Here is a 16,273-nt window from a genome sequence, read left to right as displayed (position 1 = left end):
ACATCGATCGGCATCTACTCCGCCACGCAGCGCGGCCCATCCTGCGTAGTCGATCGACCTGCTCTCAGGAACGCACACGCATCGATCGCCCCTGCGCGAGCGCATCGCATTCGCGCCAGGCCTCGCAGTTCGCGCTGGGCGGTCGTGCTTGGCTAGGCTGTGGGCTCCCGATCGCCGGTCATCGCCCATGCGCAAGTTCCACGCCGAAGTCCACCGCAGCAACCGCACCGGCTGGCTGCGCGCCGCCGTGCTCGGCGCCAACGACGGCATCGTCTCCGTCGCCGGGCTGATGGTCGGCGTGGCCGCCAGCGGCGCCGGCCAGGGCGTGCTGGTCGCCACCGGCGTGGCCGGGCTGGTGGCCGGAGCGATGTCGATGGCGGCAGGGGAATACGTGTCGGTCAGCTCGCAGGCCGACACCGAGCGCGCGGACCTCAGGCTGGAGAAGCGCGAGCTGGCCGAAGACCCGCACAACGAGCTGATCGAGCTGGCCGGCATCTACGAGCAGCGCGGCCTGGAGCCCGCGCTGGCGCGTCAGGTGGCCGAGCAGCTGACCGCGCACGACGCCCTGGCCGCCCACGCCCGCGACGAGCTGGGCATCACCGAGGCCCTGCGCGCGCGGCCGGTGCAGGCGGCGCTGGCCTCGGCGGCGGCGTTCTCCACCGGCGCGGTGCTGCCGCTGCTGGCGGCGGTGCTGTTCCCGGCGCAGGCGCGGCTGGCGGTGATCGTGGCCACGCTGCTGGCGCTGCTGGCATCCGGCGCGCTGGCCGCGCGCGCCGGCGGTGCGTCGACGCTGCGCGGGGCGCTGCGGGTCACCTTCTGGGGCGCGCTGGCGATGGCGGCGGCGGATCTGGTGGGGCGCGCGTTCGATGTGTCGCCATCAGGGTTGGGCGGCTGACCATCACCCGTCGCTCCCACCAAAGCGGGAATCCAGTGCCCTGGTTTGGCGCTTGAACGTCCATGGGTTCCCGCCTTCGCGGGAACGACGGCAGGGAGGTTTTGCTACTGGTGCGACGCGCGCCTTGAATCCATCCGCTCGCCGAAGTTCAGTTCTAGCCCGCACGATGAGTTCAAATCTCGTCATCCCCGCGAACGCGGGGATCCAGGGACTTCGGTGCAGGTCGAGCAACGTCCATGGGTTCCCGCGTGCGCGGGAACGACGGTAGAGGGTTTGTCGCGGCGCTTACTCGGCCGCGACGGCCGGCGCGGCCGCCGGCATCAGGTCCAGCCAGGTCTGCACCACGGTGCGTGCCTGGTCCACGCCCTGCTTGGACTCGGAAGAGAACACCTGCACCCCGACGCTGTCGCCGAACGCCGAGGACAGCTCCTTGCGCACCGCGGCCAGGGTCTGCGACTGCTGGCCGCGGCCGAGCTTGTCGCCCTTGGTCAGCAGCACATGCGCCGGCAGGCTGCGCTGCACGGCATAGCCCAGCATCTGCCGGTCGTAGTCCTTGAGCGGATGGCGGATGTCCATCACCACCACCAGCCCGCGCAGGGACTGGCGGGTGGCGAAGTACTGGTCGATGAAGGCCTGCCAGTGCGCCTGCAGGTCCATCGGCACCTTGGCGTAGCCGTAGCCGGGCAGGTCGACCAGGCAGCGCTGCGGCCGGACCTCGAAGAACACCAGCTGCTGGGTCCGGCCCGGCGTCTTGGAGACCCGCGCCAGCGCGTTGTGGCCGGCCAGGGCGTTGAGGGCGCTGGACTTGCCGGCATTGGAACGCCCGGCGAAGGCCACCTCCAGTCCGTCGTCGGCAGGCAGCTGGCGGGCGTTGTGCGCGGACAGCAGGTAGCGCGCGGCGTTGAGATAGTTGGAGACGGCCATGGGCATAGGATCGCACGGCCGTCGCGCGGCACGGCGGCCATGTTGCAGCGCGCCATCTTTTCCGCACATCTGCCCGGCATCTGCGCGCAATTGGCGCACTGCGCGCACCGGACGCGCACTCGCATTGACCGTCCGAGCGGGCCATGACGATAATCGGCCGGCTTCGCGCGGCCCCGAGCCTTGCGGTGCCCGAACCATTGGGAATCACGGAGCTCCAGCTATGCGCCACGCTCGTGTCTTGGGACTGTCCAGCCTTGCCATCGTCGCCGTCGCGGCCGCCGCCTACGCGCAGACCAGCGTGACGCCGCTGCCGGACAACACCCCGGTGCAGGCCCAGCCGCTGGAGATCGACCTGACCAAGACCCACTGGGGCGATGCCAAAGCCGGCCAGAGCAAGGCCGGCACCTGCGCGGCCTGCCACGGTGCCGACGGCAACCCGGCCGCGCCGATCTATCCGCGCCTGGCCGGCCAGAGCGAGCGCTACATCGCCCAGCAGCTGGCGCTGTTCGCCACCGGCCAGCGCACCAGCGGCATGGCCGCGGTGATGATCCCCTTCGCCCAGAGCCTGAGCCCGCAGGACATGCGCGATGTCGGCGCCTACTTCGCCACGCAGAAGGCCGGCGCAGGCGTGGCCGACGACACCCCGATCACCGAGGGCCCGTACAAGGGGCTGAAGTTCTACCAGGTCGGCGAGCAGCTGTTCCGTGGCGGCGATGCCGCGCGCGGCATCCCGGCCTGCATGGCCTGCCACGGGCCCAGCGGCGCCGGCAACCCGGGCCCGCCGTATCCGCATGTCGGCGGCCAGCCGCAGGACTACTTGGTACGACGCCTGCAGGAGTACCAGGCCGGCACGACCGCCTACAAGGATCCGGCCCACTTCCAGATCATGGCCCAGGTCGCCAAGCCGCTGACCGATCAGGAGATCCAGTCGCTGGGCAGCTACATCCAGGGCCTGCACGAGAGCGCCGCCGATGCGGCCGCGGCGCCCTCGGCCAGCGCCTCGGCGCCGGCGCCCGTCGCGCCTGCGGAACCAACCGGGCAGTCCTGAGGTCCAAGCGGCGCACCGCGCCGGCGGCCACGGCGTCATCCCCGTCACCCACGACGCCGGCCCTGCATGGCCGGCGTCGTGCGTTTTGCCGGACAATCCCCCTCCCCACCCTCCCGACCGGAAGGAGCTTTCCCCGCATGAAGCTGCGCTTGTTCGTCCTCGCCCTGCTCGCCCTGTTGCCGCTGACGGCCTGCGCGTCCTCCAATGCCCCGGTGGAGGGCGAGGACTACGACGTCATCGCCGACGGCCAGCCCTTCGCCCCGCTCACAGGCCAGCAAAAGGTCGAGGTGGTCGAGGTGTTCGGCTATGTCTGCATCCACTGCGCGCATTTCGAGCCGCAGTTCGAGGCCTGGCAGAAGCGGCAACCGGCCAGCGTTCGGGTGACCTCGGTGCCGGCGGCATTCGGCGGCTACTGGATCCCCTACGCCAAGGCGTTCTACGCCGCCCAGCAGCTGGGCGTGCTCAAGCAGAGCCACGCGGCGGTGTTCAAGGCCTTGCACGACAGCCATGAGCTGCCGATCCAGAACGCCAGCGACCAGGAGATCGCCGGGTTCTACGCGCGCTTCGGGCCCGACCCGGACAAGTTCGCCGCGGCCATGGAATCGCCGCAGGTCGCCGCGCAGCTGGAGAAGGCGCGCGCCTTCGGCATGGCCAGCGGCATCCGCGGCACGCCGACCCTGGTGATCAACGGCAAGTACCGCATCACCACGGTCGACCCGGACGACGTGCTGAAGGTCGCCGACTTCCTGATCAAGCGCGAACTGGCCGCCGCCAAGTAACGCGCACATCCCTTCTTTACGTGCGCGGCGGCACCATGCCCCGCGCGCCCACCCGCTTCTTCGCCTGCTGCTATGGAGTCGCACCGACCATGAAGACCCGTTTCGCCCTGGCCCTGGTGGCCCTGTTGCCCGTGCTGGCCGCCTGTTCCAAGGAGGACGCCTCCGCGGCGACCGCCGCGAGCACGCCCGCCGCTTCCAACCCGGCCGCCTCCGCGCCAGCCGCCCCGGCTGCGACCGACACCAGCGCCCCCGCCGCCAGCGCGCCAGCCGAGGCCGCCGCCCCCGATGCGCCCAACAACAATCCGATCGTGCCGCCGCAGGGCCCGGCGCCGGTGGAAGGTACCGACTACTCGGTGATCGCCGACGGCCAGCCCTTCGAGCCCGCCGACGGCAAGATCGAGGTGGTCGAGGCGTTCAACTACATCTGCCCGGCGTGCGCGCAGTTCGAGCCGGGCTTCAACCAGTGGAAGGCCAAGCAGCCGGCCGACGTGAAGGTGGTCTACGTGCCGGCGCAGTTCCGTCCGGACTTCCGCGAATACGCCAAGGTCTACTACGCCGCGCAGGCGCTGGGCATCGAGAAGAAGAGCCACGACGCGATGTTCAAGGCGATCCACGTCGACCACGCGCTGCCGGGCGAAGGCGAGCCTTTCGACGCGGACAAGGTGGCCCAGTGGTACACCCCAGTACGGCGTCACCGCCGAGCAGTTCAAGCAGGCCATGGGCAGCTTCGCGGTGGCCGGCAAGCTGAGCAAGGCCAACCAGTTCCTGATGCGCGCCCAGATCGGCGGCACGCCGTCGCTGATCGTGGGCGGCAAGTACCTGGTTAAGGGCCGCTCGATGGCCGACATGCTGCGCATCACCGACCACCTGATCGCCAAAGAGCGCCAGGCCGCCAAGTAAGCCGATGACCGAAGTCTCCCCCGATGCACGCCGGCTGCGGATGTTGAGCGCCAACATCCAGGCCGGCTCCAGCACCCGCCGCTACAGCGACTACTTCACCCGCAGCTGGTCGCACGCGCTGCCGGTGGGCGCCAAGCGCAGCAGCCTGGACGCCATCGCCGACCTGGCCGGAGGCCATGACATCGTCGGGCTGCAGGAGGCCGACCCCGGCAGCCTGCGCTCCGGATTCACCAACCAGACCCACTACCTGGCCCAGCGCGCCGGCTTCCAGTACTGGAGCCACCAGCCCAACCGCAACGTGGCGCGCGTGGCCGGCAGCGCCAACGGACTGCTGAGCCGGCTCGAGCCGGTCAAGGTGGCCATGCATCCGCTGCCCGGGCGCATCGCCGGGCGCGGCGTGCTGCTGGCGCATTTCGGCAGCGGCGAGGAAGGCCTGGTGGTGGCGGTGGCGCATCTGTCGCTGGGCAACGGCTCGCGCCGCCAGCAGCTGGGCTATATCGCCGAGCTGCTGGCCCCGCATCCGCATGCAGTGCTGATGGGCGACTTCAACTGCGTGCCGACGGTTCCGGAAATGGATCTGCTGTACGAGCGCACGCATCTGCGTCCGCCGAGCTTCTGCGTGCCGACCTTCCCCAGCTGGAAGCCGGCGCGCGCGATCGACCACATCCTGGTCACCGACCAGCTGGCCCATGCCAATGCGCGGGCCGTGCCGGCGGCCTTCTCGGATCACCTGGCGCTGGCGCTGGACATTGACGTCCCCGCGCAGGCGCTGCGGCAGTAGGGCTTCTGAATATCCCCCGGGCGGCCCGCCTGTAGAGCGGAGCTTGCTCCGCTGCTCTTCGGCCAGATCATAGGGAAAGCCCCATCGGAGCAAGCTCGGCCGCGCTTCGTTCGGTGTGTGGGGAAGGCCGCAGCGGAGCAAGCTCCGCTCTACAGGTGGGGAGGCGCCGTTGGCGCTCCTTCCAAACCCACACCCACCGCGGAAATCCGATTCATGCACGCCTGATTATCATCACGCGCATGATGCGATCGCTCCTGCTGTTGGCCGTTACCTCGCTGTGCCTCTGCGCGCCCGCCGCCGCGCAGGACCTGGATGCACAGCGCCCGCTGGTCCGCGCCGCGCTGGAGGCCGCCGACCGCGGCCAGCCCAGCGATGCGCTGACCAACCCGGCCTTGGCCAGCAGCCCGGTGCGCGGCTGGATCGAGTTCGCCCAGCTTAAGCGCGACATCGACACGCTCGACCCCGCGCGCGCGCAGGACTTCCTGCGCCGCTACAGCGGCCAGCCCGTGGCCAACGCCCTGCGCAGCGCCTGGCTGCCGTCGCTGGCGCGACGCAAGGACTGGCCCACGCTGCTGGCCAACTGGCAGCCCACCGACAACCCCGGCCTGCGCTGCGCGCGGCTGCAGGCGCTGTGGGTACAGGGCCGCACCGATGCGGCCTGGGTGAGCGAGGCCCAGGCGCTGTGGCGCGGGGCCAGCAAGTCCCTGCCCGACGGCTGCGACCCGGTGTTCTCCGCGCTGGCCACGCAGGGCCAGCTCAGCGATGCGCTGCGCTGGGAGCGCATCGACGCGGCGGCGGCCGCGGGCCAGACGGGCGTGATGCGCGCGGCGGCCAACGGCATGAGCGCCGGCGCGCGCAGCCAGGTGCTGGCGTATGCGAGCTTTCTCGATGCGCCGGGCCCCCAGGGCCTGCGCCTGGGAACCGTCCGACCGCGCCCGCGCCATGGCCACCGACGGCCTGGAACTGCTCGCGCGCAAGGACCCCGACGCGGCCGAAGGCCTGCTGCCGCAGTACGTGCAGGCCCTGGGACTGAGCGAGACCCAGCGCGGCCAGGTGCTCTACCAGATCGCGCTGTGGACGGTGGCCTCCTACCTGCCCGACTCGGCGCGCCGCCTGGCCGCCGTGCCCGCCGCCGCCTACGACGAGCGCCTGCACGAATGGCAGGCGCGCGAGGCCATGGCCCGCGGCGACTGGCCCGCGGCGCTGCAGGCCATCCGCGCCATGCCGGCCGGGCAGCGCGGCGATGCGCGCTGGCAGTGGTTCGAAGCGCGCATGCTCGACAAGACCGGCCAGCCCGGCGCGGCCAGGGCGCTTTACGCGCAGGCCGCCCGCACCAGCACCTTCCACGGCTTCCTGGCCGCCGACGTGCTCGACCAGCCCTATGCGCTGTGCCCGCGCGAGCCGCGCGACAGCGCGCAGGCGCAGGCGGCCGTGGCGCTCGACCCCGCGCTCGTGCGCGCGATGGAGCTGTGGAAGCTGGACCGCGCCGCCTGGGCCACCGCCGAATGGAACGACGCGCTGAGCCGCTTCAACGACGATCAGCGGCGCATCGCGGTGGAAGTGGCGCAGCGCAACGGCTGGTTCGACCGCGCGGTGTTCGCCCTGGGCAAGAAGCCGGAGGAGATGCAGCTCTACCGCCTGCGCTTCCCGCTGCACCACGACGCCACCATCCGCACCCAGTCCCAGCGCAATGCGGTCGATCCGGCCTGGGTGGCCGCCGAGATCCGCGCCGAGAGCGTGTTCAATCCCAACGCCCGCTCGCCGGCCAACGCCCTGGGCCTGATGCAGGTGGTGCCGGGCACCGCCGCCGAGGTGGCGCGGCGCAACGGCATCGCCTACGGCGGCGCGCAGAGCCTGTACGACGCCGACACTAATATCGCCATCGGCGCGGCTTACCTGCGCGAGCTGCTGGGCAAGTACGGCACGCCCTACGTCACCATCGCCGCCTACAACGCGGGCCCGACACCGACCGCGCGCTGGCAATCGCAGCGGCCCGGCTTCGACCCTGACATCTGGATCGAAACGATCAGCTACAAGGAGACCCGCGAGTACGTGGCCCGCGTGCTGGCCTTCAGCGTGATCTACGACTGGCGCCTGGGCGGCGACGCGCTGTCGCTGGACGAACGCATGCAGGGCCGGCTGGATGGCAAGCGCAAGCGCTTCGCGTGCGGCGCGCAAACAGGAGCGAGTGAAGAGGAGTGAGAAGTGAGCGAAGACAAGGCATGCTGGCATCCTGGTTCGCCTGAAGCCCCTGCCCGCTCCACTCACTTCTCACTCCTCTGCACGCACTCCTGGGTTCATGAAGACCTATCTCGTCGGCGGCGCGGTCCGCGATGCCCTGCTTGGTCTGCCACCGGGCGATCGCGACTGGGTCGTGGTCGGCGCCACGCAGGCGCAGATGGAGGCGCAGGGTTTCCGCGCGGTGGGGCGCGATTTCCCGGTGTTCCTGCATCCGGACACGCAGGAGGAGTACGCGCTGGCGCGGACCGAGCGCAAGTCCGGACGCGGCTATCGCGGCTTCGTGGTCGACGCCGACCCGGGCGTGACGCTGGAGGAAGACCTGGGCCGGCGCGACTTCACCCTCAACGCGATCGCGCGCGATGCCAACGGCGCCCTGGTCGATCCGTATCACGGCGTGGACGATATCGAGGCGCGCGTGCTGCGCCACGTCGGCCCGGCCTTCGTCGAGGATCCTCTGCGCGTGCTGCGCGCGGCGCGCTTCATGGCGCGCCTGGCGCCGCTGGGCTTCCGCGTCGCGCCCGAGACCCTGGCGCTGATGCGGCAGGTCGCCGACAGCGGCGAACTGGACGCGCTGGTGCCCGAGCGCGTCTGGCAGGAGCTGCGCAAGGCGCTGGCCTCGCCGCGCCCCAGCGCCTTCCTGCGCACCTTGCACGAGGCCGGCGCGCTGGCGCATGTGCTGCCGGAAGTGGACGCGCTGTACGGCGTGCCGCAGCGCGCCGAGTTCCATCCCGAAGTCGATACCGGCGTGCACCAGGAACTGGTCAGCGACATGGCCGCGCGACTGGCGCCGGGCGATGAGGTGATCGGCTACGCCGCGCTCACCCACGACCTGGGCAAGGCGCTGACGTCGGCGGACGTGCTGCCGCGCCACATCGGTCACGAGCAGGCCGGCATCAAGCCGCTGCTGGCGCTGTCGGCGCGGCTGAAGGTGCCGACCGAACACCGCGAGCTGGCGGTGATGGCCTGCCGCGAGCATCTCAACGTGCACCGCATCGACGAGCTGCGCGATGCCACCGTGCACGATCTGCTGGCGCGCTGCGACGGCTTCCGCAAGCCTGCGCGCATCGCTCAACTGGCCCTGGTCTGCGAATGCGACAAGCGCGGACGGGCCGGCAGCGCCGAGGACGCCTATCCGCAGGGCGAAACGCTCAAGCGCCTGCATGCGGCGGCCTGCGCGGTGAGCGCGCGCGATGTGGCCACCGAGGGCCTCAAAGGCCTGCAGATCGGCGAGGCCGTGCGCAAGGTGCGCATCGCGGCGATCGGCGCCGCGCGTTCGACGGCCGGCTGAGCCCGGCGCGCGACTAAGCGCCGTCCCACACTCGCCGCGACCCGACGAGCGCGGACGGCAGGCTCAATGCCCGTTGTAGCGGGCCGAGAAGCGGCCGTTCTCGACCTGTAGGAACGGTCCCTGTTCGCCGCCTCCGGTCAGCCTCAGCCGACCGGAGAAGGTGCCTTGCACGCCATCGGCATCCATGGCCGTCACGGTCATCACGAAGCTGGCGCCGTCCATGGCATCGCCGGTGTAGGTCGTGGTCCCGTTGGGCGTCTGGACGTAGTACGACGCATAGAGCTGATCGACGCCGCTGCGATAGGTCCCGGGCTTCACCTCCGGCGCCACGAGCTGGAACATGAAGCCGGGCGAGGACGGATCGTCTTCCAGGTGTCCGCCGACGGTCACGAAGTGCACCGTCGGCTCGGACGGCGGGTCGTTGGCGCCCAGATGCTTGTCGAAGCGCAACGGCTTGCCCTCCAGCTTCAGCGTCAGGAACTGCTCGGGGGCGCCGCCGCAGGCGGACAGCAGCACGGCGAGGCCTGCGGCGAGCAGGAGGAATCGCCCTGTGTTGATCGGCATCGCTTAAGTCCTTCTTCGCCCATGGCGTCCATGCCTTCCAAGCTTGGCCGAGACGGCCGCGCCGCTCAAGCTTCCCGCCGCTCCATGGCCGCCAGGAACGCCGCCAGCGCTGGCGAGCGTGGACGGTTGGCCAGCTCCAGGCGATAGAGCGGACGCTGCAGCGCCGGACCGGGCGGCAGCGCCAGTGCGCGCAGGCGCCCGACCGCGATGAGATCGGCGACCACCGCGGCCGGCAGGATCGCCACGCCGTCGCCGGCGGCCACCGCGCGGGCGATGGCCTCGTTGCCGCCGATCTCCAGCGTGCGCGCCGGCACGATGCCGCGCGCGGCCAGCAGCGACTGGGCGACCTCGCGCGTGCCCGAGCCGGCCTCGCGCACCAGCCAGCGCTGCGCGGCCAGCTGTCGGGCGCTGGCCCGGCGCTGCGCGCCCAGCGTCGAGGTGGCGGCGACCACCGCCTGCAGCGGCTCGTCGCGCCAGCGCGTGGCCAGGATGCGTTCGTCGTGCGGCGGACCTTCGACGAAGCCCGCGTCGATACGGCAATCGATCAGCGCTTCGGCGACCTCGCCGGTGTTGCCGACCACCAGCGCGCTATCCAGCTGCGGATGGCGCGCGGCATGGCGCGCGAACGCCTCGGCCAGCCAGTACGCCGCCACCGTGGTGCTGGCGCCGATGCGCAGGCCGCCGCGCCGCAGCCCCACGCGCTCGCGCACTTCCTCCAGCGCCGCGCGTTCCAGCGCGAAGATGCCGCGCGCGTGGCGATACAGCGCCTGGCCGCTCTCGGTCAGGCGCACGCCGCGGCCGCCGGAGCGGTCGATCAACGGCAGGTCGAGCTGATGCTCCAGCTCGCGCAGCGCCTTGGACACGGCCGACTGGCTGACGAACAGCGCCTCGGCCGCGCGCGAGAAGCCGTCGTGTTCCACCACCGCGGCGAAGACCCGCAGCAGGTGCAAGTTCAAGCCATGAGTTGAATTCATGGAAATTGGAGAATGATGTATTGGACGCATCCTAGCCTTGAGCCGAGCATGGCGCATCCTTCAAGGCCATTGACGCGTCATGTCCGGTTCCACGTTCCCGCATCCGCATTCGCTCACGCTCGGCACGCGGCCCGGCCCCTGGCCCGGCCTGCTGCTGGCGCTGGGCATCGCGCTGGCGGGCATCGGTCTGGCGCAGCTGCCGTGGATGCAGCACGCCGGGCTGGGCGCGCTGACGCTGGCGATCGTGCTCGGCATCGTGCTGGGCAACAGCGTGTTCCCGGCCGTGGCCGCGCAGGCCGGGGCCGGCGTGGACCTGGCCAAGGGCACGCTGCTGCGCGCCGGGATCGTGCTCTACGGCCTGCGCGTGACCTTCCAGGATCTGATGGGCGTGGGCCTGGCCGGGCTGGCGATCGATGTGGCTGTGGTGGCCGGCGTGTTCGGCGCTGCGACGTGGTTGGGCACGCGCGTGCTCAAGCTGGATCGCCAGAGCGCCATGCTGATCGGCGCCGGCAGCGCGATCTGCGGCGCGGCCGCGGTGCTGGCCACCGAGCCGGTGCTCAAGGCGCCGGCGCACAAGGTGTCGGTCGCGGTGGCCACGGTGGTGGTGTTCGGCACGCTGAGCATGTTCGTGTATCCGCAGCTGGCGCCGTATCTGCCACTGGATGCGCATGCCTACGGGCTCTACGCGGGCTCGACCATCCATGAGGTCGCCCAGGTCGTGGTAGCCGGCCGCGCCGTCGGCGAGGCGGCGGCGAACGCGGCGGTGATCGAGAAGATGCTGCGGGTCATGCTGCTGGCGCCATTCCTGCTGGCCCTAGGCGCGTGGCTGCGCCGCGGCCAGGCACGCGCCGATGCCGGGGCGATACCGCTGACCATTCCCTGGTTCGCATTGGGCTTCGTGGCGGTGGCCGGCTTCAATTCGCTGCAGCTGCTGCCGCCGTCCGTGGTCGCGGTGGCCAACGGCCTGGACACGCTGCTGCTGGCCATGGCGATGGCGGCGCTGGGGCTGCGCACGCAGTGGGGGGCGATCCGGCAGGCCGGGGCCAGGCCGCTGCTGCTGGCCGCGCTGTTGTGGGGGCTGTTGCTGGTAGGCGGCTATGCGCTCAATCGTGGGGTGATGTTGCTGTTGGCATAGCAGTGGCTTGCGCAGCCGCGGTTGGCTTCGGCTGTTCCCGCTTTTGAGCAGACGCGGGCAAGTGTGGGAGCAACGCGCTTGCAGCGCGCCAAGTGCAAAGCTTTCGCGCCTGCGGCGCGACTTCCTTTTGTCTTGTCAAAAGGAAGCAAAACCGCTTCTCGCCGGGACGCACGCCGATGCTGCGCATCGGTCCCCTGCGCTCCTCGCAAAGCAGGGCATTTATCCCCTTTTAGGGACGGCGCCCAAACTCGCTTCGCTCAAACAGGGCGCCTCTTCGGCCCTGCTTTGCTGCGGTGCTCGGCGTGCTTTACGGCTCAGACAGGTAAAGCAAGTGCAAAGGCAGAGGCAAAGACCACTGCGTCGCCGCTACACCTTGATCACGATCCCCTTCCGCTCCATCGCCTTCGCAATGCCCCACCACAGCCCGGTGAACACCAGGCCGAACGCCAGCGATGGCGCATACGGCCCGAACTTCGGCGTCATCCAGCCCGCGAATCCGATCCGGTAGATCGCCTCCCACACCCCCACCGCATACAGCAGCAGGAACATCAGCGCCGAGCCTGCGTAGACCGTGATCGCGTTGATGCCCAGCGACCGGCCCAGCGCGGGCCAGCCGTGGCGATCGATGAGTTGATGGAACAGCCACAGCACGGCCATCGCCCAACCTGCCGTCCACAGCACGAACGAGGGCGTCCACAGGTTCTTGTTCCAGGGCAGCACGGCAGACCACAGCCAGCCGACCATCAGCCCGGCCAGGGCGCCGGGCAGCAGGCGATGGGCGCGGGCACGGCGCAGCCAGCCGCCGGCGTGCAGGCCCAGTAGGGTGGTGACGATGGACGGCAGCGTGGACAGCAAGCCTTCGGGGTCGTGGCCGCGGCCGGTGGCCGGATCGAGCTCGTACACCAGCGGCCCCAGCAGCGCGGTATCCACGCGGCTGGCCAGATTGGTCCACGGCGCATAGCCGCCGCCGAAGGCCAGCAGCGCCCAGTAGCCCAGCAGCAGCCCCGCGGCCAGCAGGCCCAGCCAGGCGCGCGACCTGGGCAGGGTGGCCAGCCAGCCAACCACGAAGAAGCAGATCCCGATCCGCTGCAGCACGCCCCACGGGCGGAAGTGCGGCTTGTCCAGCAGCCACCACGCCACCAGGTTGATCGCCAGGCCAATGCCGATGATGCGCAGCGCGCGCACGGCGATGCTGCGGCGGATCGGCGCGGGATCGGCGCCGGCCTCGATGCGCGGCACGATCCCCAGCGCGATCGACACGCCGACGATGAACAGGAAGAACGGGAACACCAGATCGGTCGGCGTGCAGCCGCTCCACTCCGAGTGCAGCAGCGGCGCATACACATGCGCCCAGTCGCCCGGGTCGTTGACCAGCAGCATCAAGGCCACCGTCAGTCCGCGCAGGGCGTCGACCGAGGCGAAACGGCGGGTGGCGGGGGCGTTCATGGCGCTGCAGTGTCGCTCAGAGCGAGGGCTTCCCGCCAATCCAGGTCTCGACCACGCGCAGGTCCTCGTCCAGCGCGACCAGGTCGGCGCGCAGGCCCTCGGCGATCGCGCCGCGCTCGTGTTCCAGCCGCAGGAACTGCGCCGGGTACAGCGTCGCCATGCGCAGCGCCTCCTCCAGCGGCAGGCCGAGCAGGTGCACGGCGTTGCGCACCGCGCTGGCCATGTCCAGCGCGGAACCGGCCAGCGAGCCGGCGGCGTTGCGCACCACGCCGTCGACGGCGGTGATGGTCTCGCCATACAGGTCGAAGCTGGGGCGCTCGTCGCCGACCATCGGCATGGCGTCGGTGACCAGCACCAGCTTGCCGCGCGGCTTGGCCGCCAGGGCCACGCGCAGCGAGGCCGGGTGCACATGCACGCCATCGACGATCATCCCGCACCAGCTGTGCGGATCTTCCAGCGCCGCGCCGACCGCGCCGGGCTCGCGGCCCTGCAGCGGGCTCATCGCGTTGTAGAGATGGGTGAAGCCGCGCAGGCCGGCGTCCAGCCCGGCGCGCACCTGTTCGTAGCTGGCCGCGGTGTGCCCGGCCACCACGATCGCCCCGCGCGCGACGAGCGCGGCGATGCGTTCGGGGCCGATGGCCTCCGGCGCCACGGTCATCAGGGTCAGGCCGTTGTCCAGCGCGGTGACCATGGCGATCTCCTCGTCGCCAGGCACGCGGAACTGCTGCGCGTCGTGGGTGCCCTTGCGCGCCGGCGCCAGGTACGGCCCTTCCAGGTGGATGCCCAGCACGCCGTCCACGCCGTCGGCGATGGCCTGGCGCGTGGCGGCGATGGCCGTGTCCATGACCTCGGCGCGGTCGCTGATCAGGGTCGGCAGGAAGGCGGTGGTGCCGTACCTGCGATGCGCGCGGCCGATGCGGTCGATGCCTTCGGCCGTGGGCGTGTTGTTGAACAGCACGCCGCCGCCGCCGTTGACCTGGATGTCGATGAAGCCCGGCGCCAGCCAGGCGCCACCAAGATCGCGCAGATCCTCGGTGAAGGCCTTGGCGCCGGCGCGGTCGGTGATCGCGGCGATGCGGCCGTCGCGCACCACCACGGCGCCGTCCTCGATCAGGCCCTGCGCGGCGAACACCCGCGCGTTGACCAGGGCAAAGATGCTCATACGGTTTCGGTGACCTTGTTCAGATGCGGCGGCACGTCCGGGTTGTGGCCGCGCGCCAGGGCCAGGGCGTTGATCGCCTTGTAGAAGCTCTGGATGGTCAGCAGCGGCGCGCACGCCGGATGAGGCACATCCACCAGCGGCAGGTCGCCATCGTGCGTGGCGGCCACCCACACCTGCGCGCCGCGTGCGCGGAACTCCCCGGCCAGCGTCAGCATGCCTGCCTCGGTGCCGTCGGGCTGGGCGAAGCACAGCACCGGGAAGCCAGGGCCCACCAGCGCCATCGGCCCATGCTTGACCTCGGCCGAGCTGTAGGCTTCGGCATGCAGGCCGCAGGTCTCCTTGAACTTCAGCGCCGCCTCCTGCGCCGCGGCCAGACCCAGGCCGCGGCCGAGCACGAACAGGTTGTGCGCATCGACCAGGCCCTCGGTGACGCTGGACCAGTCCGCGTCCCAGGCCTGGCGCAGCGCGCCGGGCAGCGCGTCGAGCGCGGCCAGCAGCGCTGCGTCCTGCGACCAGTGCGTGGCCAGCTGCAGCAGCGCGGCCAGCGAGGCCAGATAGCTCTTGGTCGCCGCGACCGACTTCTCCGGGCCGGCGCACAGCGGGATCACCACCTCGGCCAGCTGCGCCAGCGGCGAGTCCTCCACGTTGACCAGCGCCACCACGCGCGCGCCGGCGGCCTTGGCCGCCTCGGCGTTGCGCAGCAGGTCCGGGCTCTTGCCGGACTGGGAGATGACGATGAACAGCGCGCCGGCCAGCTGCAGCGGCGCGCCGTAGACCGAACCGATCGATGGCGAGGCCGAGGCCGTCACTACGCCGAGCTGGGTCTCGAACAGGTACTTGCCGAAGGTCGCGGCATGGTCGGAACTGCCGCGCGCGCAGGTGGCCACGAACGGCGGGGGGTTCTGCCTCAGCGACTGCGCCAGCGCCACCACCGTGGCGTGATTGCGGGCGAACTGGGCGGCGACCACCTGCGCGGTGGAGGCGGCTTCGTTGTACATCAAGGTGTCGGCCGGGGCCGGCAGCGAAACGTCGGACGTCATGGGATCAGGTCTTGGACTCGGCGCGCGAAGGGCGCATGGGAGCGGTGGAACCGCGCACGACCAGCTGCGGCGTGAAGCCCTGGTTGTGCATGGCGATGGGGGAATCGTCGTAGGCGTCCTGGCGCAGGCGCGCGATCAGCAGGCGCGCGGCGTGCTTGGCGATGTCCTCGGTGGCCTGCTTGGCCGTGGTCAGCGCCGGCCAGGACTGCTTGGAGAACGGGCTGTCCTCGAAGCCGGCGATGGACAGGTCGTAGGGCACGTTCATGCCGGCCGACTTGGCCGCGGCCAGCACGCCGGCGGCGATCTCGTCGTTGGAACCGAAGATCGCCGTGGGCGGCTCGCGCAGCGCCAGCAGGCGGCGCGCACCGCGGAAGCCGTCGTCGAAGGTGTAGTCGCCCGGCACCACCAGATGCTTGTCCAGGGTGATGCCGTAGTCCTTCAGCGCCTGCTCGTAGCCGGCGTAGCGTTCGGTGGACGAGCGATGCGCCGGCCCGCCCATCAGGAAGCCGATGCGCTGGTGGCCCAGCTGGATCAGATGCTCGGTGATCTCGTAGGCCGCGTCGCGGTCGTCCACGTAGACGCACGGCGGGCCCTCGCCCGGGTCCTCGGTGGCGGCGATGATGCGCACCAGCTGCACGCCGCGCGCGGTGAGCGTGGCGATCAGCTCGGGCCGCTCGGACATCGGCGCGGTCAGCACCAGCCCGGCCAGGCGCGAGCGCTGCACGAACTCGGCCAGCTCCTCGGCCAGCAGCGGCGAGGTCGAATCGCAGGGCTGGATCTGCAGGCCGAAGCCGGTCTCGCGGCACGCCGCCAGCACGCCGTTCTGCACGCCGATGATGTGGTACGGGTTGGGGTTGTCGTAGACCAGGCCGATCACGAACGGCGTGCCGCTGCGCAGGTTGCGCGCGGACGGATCGGGCTCGTAGTCCAGTTCGGCGATGGCGCGCAGCACGCGCTGGCGCGTGGCCTGCATGACCGAAGGCTCGTTGTTGATCACGCGCGAGACCGTCTTGAGCGAGACCTTGGCCCGCTCGGCGACGTCCTTGATGGTGGGTCGGCGCATGTGCTGGTTCCTGCGTCAGTCCGGAAGAAGGGG

Annotated in this window: 13 protein-coding genes and 2 pseudogenes; 8 read left to right on the top strand and 7 right to left on the bottom strand. The window is 70.9% G+C overall.

Annotation, left to right across the window (positions count from 1 at the left end; genetic code table 11):
* The first annotated feature begins 187 nt into the window (after positions 1–187).
* Positions 188–895, top strand: a complete 708-nt coding sequence (locus ACFJIT_RS18695; RefSeq protein ID WP_379654562.1) for a VIT family protein — start codon at positions 188–190, stop codon at positions 893–895.
* A gap of 285 nt (positions 896–1,180) precedes the next feature.
* On the opposite strand, the gene yihA is transcribed toward ACFJIT_RS18695, so the two are convergent.
* Positions 1,181–1,819, bottom strand: coding sequence for a ribosome biogenesis GTP-binding protein YihA/YsxC (gene yihA, locus ACFJIT_RS18690; RefSeq protein WP_131659162.1), 639 nt, complete (start codon positions 1,817–1,819; stop codon positions 1,181–1,183).
* Between the two features lie 220 nt (positions 1,820–2,039).
* On the opposite strand from yihA, the gene ACFJIT_RS18685 reads away from it, so the two are divergent.
* From ACFJIT_RS18685 to ACFJIT_RS18660, 6 genes and pseudogenes are all read left to right on the top strand, one after another.
* The gene (locus ACFJIT_RS18685; RefSeq protein WP_379654561.1) at positions 2,040–2,867 is read left to right on the top strand and encodes a c-type cytochrome; all 828 of its coding nucleotides are present in this window, start codon (positions 2,040–2,042) and stop codon (positions 2,865–2,867) included.
* 137 nt (positions 2,868–3,004) lie between these two features.
* Entirely contained in the window at positions 3,005–3,646 is a 642-nt protein-coding gene (locus ACFJIT_RS18680; protein ID WP_379654560.1) for a thiol:disulfide interchange protein DsbA/DsbL, read from the top strand.
* An 89-nt stretch (positions 3,647–3,735) separates the two neighbouring features.
* Positions 3,736–4,546: pseudogene (locus tag ACFJIT_RS18675) on the top strand (thiol:disulfide interchange protein DsbA/DsbL).
* A gap of 40 nt (positions 4,547–4,586) precedes the next feature.
* Positions 4,587–5,327, top strand: coding sequence for an endonuclease/exonuclease/phosphatase family protein (locus ACFJIT_RS18670; RefSeq protein ID WP_130525215.1), 741 nt, complete (start codon positions 4,587–4,589; stop codon positions 5,325–5,327).
* 239 nt (positions 5,328–5,566) lie between these two features.
* Positions 5,567–7,529: pseudogene (locus tag ACFJIT_RS18665) on the top strand (transglycosylase SLT domain-containing protein).
* A 97-nt stretch (positions 7,530–7,626) separates the two neighbouring features.
* Entirely contained in the window at positions 7,627–8,856 is a 1,230-nt protein-coding gene (locus ACFJIT_RS18660; RefSeq protein ID WP_379654559.1) for a multifunctional CCA addition/repair protein, read from the top strand.
* A 63-nt stretch (positions 8,857–8,919) separates the two neighbouring features.
* On the opposite strand, the gene ACFJIT_RS18655 is transcribed toward ACFJIT_RS18660, so the two are convergent.
* Positions 8,920–9,420, bottom strand: a complete 501-nt coding sequence (locus ACFJIT_RS18655) for a hypothetical protein (protein ID WP_379654558.1) — start codon at positions 9,418–9,420, stop codon at positions 8,920–8,922.
* A 65-nt stretch (positions 9,421–9,485) separates the two neighbouring features.
* The gene (locus ACFJIT_RS18650) at positions 9,486–10,376 is read right to left on the bottom strand and encodes a LysR substrate-binding domain-containing protein (protein WP_379654557.1); all 891 of its coding nucleotides are present in this window, start codon (positions 10,374–10,376) and stop codon (positions 9,486–9,488) included.
* Positions 10,377–10,473: 97 nt separating this feature from the next.
* On the opposite strand from ACFJIT_RS18650, the gene ACFJIT_RS18645 reads away from it, so the two are divergent.
* Positions 10,474–11,529, top strand: a complete 1,056-nt coding sequence (locus ACFJIT_RS18645) for a YeiH family protein (RefSeq protein WP_379654556.1) — start codon at positions 10,474–10,476, stop codon at positions 11,527–11,529.
* Between the two features lie 366 nt (positions 11,530–11,895).
* On the opposite strand, the gene ACFJIT_RS18640 is transcribed toward ACFJIT_RS18645, so the two are convergent.
* Genes ACFJIT_RS18640 through ACFJIT_RS18625 form a run of 4 tightly spaced genes read right to left on the bottom strand, consistent with a single transcriptional unit; the run spans position 11,896 to position 16,240 of the window.
* Positions 11,896–12,975: an acyltransferase family protein gene (locus tag ACFJIT_RS18640; protein WP_379654555.1), complete on the bottom strand. Its 1,080-nt coding sequence runs from the start codon at positions 12,973–12,975 to the stop codon at positions 11,896–11,898.
* A gap of 16 nt (positions 12,976–12,991) precedes the next feature.
* Positions 12,992–14,137 carry an N-acetylglucosamine-6-phosphate deacetylase gene (gene nagA, locus ACFJIT_RS18635; RefSeq protein WP_131659170.1) on the bottom strand — a complete coding sequence of 382 codons (1,146 nt, stop codon included), beginning with the start codon at positions 14,135–14,137 and terminating at the stop codon, positions 12,992–12,994.
* Positions 14,134–15,177 (bottom strand): SIS domain-containing protein, encoded by a 1,044-nt coding sequence (locus ACFJIT_RS18630; RefSeq protein WP_379654554.1) that lies wholly within the window; start codon positions 15,175–15,177, stop codon positions 14,134–14,136. Before ACFJIT_RS18630 ends, nagA begins: the two co-directional genes overlap by 4 nt.
* A gap of 4 nt (positions 15,178–15,181) precedes the next feature.
* A complete protein-coding gene (locus ACFJIT_RS18625) occupies positions 15,182–16,240 on the bottom strand; it encodes a LacI family DNA-binding transcriptional regulator (RefSeq protein ID WP_130521697.1) in 1,059 nt (352 codons plus the stop codon).
* Positions 16,241–16,273: the final 33 nt, after the last annotated feature.

The organism is Pseudoxanthomonas sp. UC19_8, from assembly GCF_042700505.1.
In the GTDB taxonomy this organism is placed as follows: Bacteria; Pseudomonadota; Gammaproteobacteria; order Xanthomonadales; family Xanthomonadaceae; genus Pseudoxanthomonas_A; species Pseudoxanthomonas_A winnipegensis.
The sequence above is the reverse complement of the archived record's forward strand: the minus strand, read 5'-3'. Positions and strand labels throughout refer to the sequence as shown.

Coding starts and splice junctions, on each gene's coding strand:
- ACFJIT_RS18685 (WP_379654561.1), top strand. CDS start 2,040: ATGCGCCACGCTCGTGTCTTGGGACTGTCCAGCCTTGCCATCGTCGCC.
- ACFJIT_RS18680 (WP_379654560.1), top strand. CDS start 3,005: ATGAAGCTGCGCTTGTTCGTCCTCGCCCTGCTCGCCCTGTTGCCGCTG.
- ACFJIT_RS18655 (WP_379654558.1), bottom strand. CDS start 9,420: ATGCCGATCAACACAGGGCGATTCCTCCTGCTCGCCGCAGGCCTCGCC.
- ACFJIT_RS18630 (WP_379654554.1), bottom strand. CDS start 15,177: ATGACGTCCGACGTTTCGCTGCCGGCCCCGGCCGACACCTTGATGTAC.
- ACFJIT_RS18625 (WP_130521697.1), bottom strand. CDS start 16,240: ATGCGCCGACCCACCATCAAGGACGTCGCCGAGCGGGCCAAGGTCTCG.
- ACFJIT_RS18645 (WP_379654556.1), top strand. CDS start 10,474: ATGTCCGGTTCCACGTTCCCGCATCCGCATTCGCTCACGCTCGGCACG.
- ACFJIT_RS18640 (WP_379654555.1), bottom strand. CDS start 12,975: ATGAACGCCCCCGCCACCCGCCGTTTCGCCTCGGTCGACGCCCTGCGC.
- ACFJIT_RS18695 (WP_379654562.1), top strand. CDS start 188: ATGCGCAAGTTCCACGCCGAAGTCCACCGCAGCAACCGCACCGGCTGG.
- yihA (WP_131659162.1), bottom strand. CDS start 1,819: ATGGCCGTCTCCAACTATCTCAACGCCGCGCGCTACCTGCTGTCCGCG.
- ACFJIT_RS18660 (WP_379654559.1), top strand. CDS start 7,627: ATGAAGACCTATCTCGTCGGCGGCGCGGTCCGCGATGCCCTGCTTGGT.
- ACFJIT_RS18670 (WP_130525215.1), top strand. CDS start 4,587: ATGTTGAGCGCCAACATCCAGGCCGGCTCCAGCACCCGCCGCTACAGC.
- nagA (WP_131659170.1), bottom strand. CDS start 14,137: ATGAGCATCTTTGCCCTGGTCAACGCGCGGGTGTTCGCCGCGCAGGGC.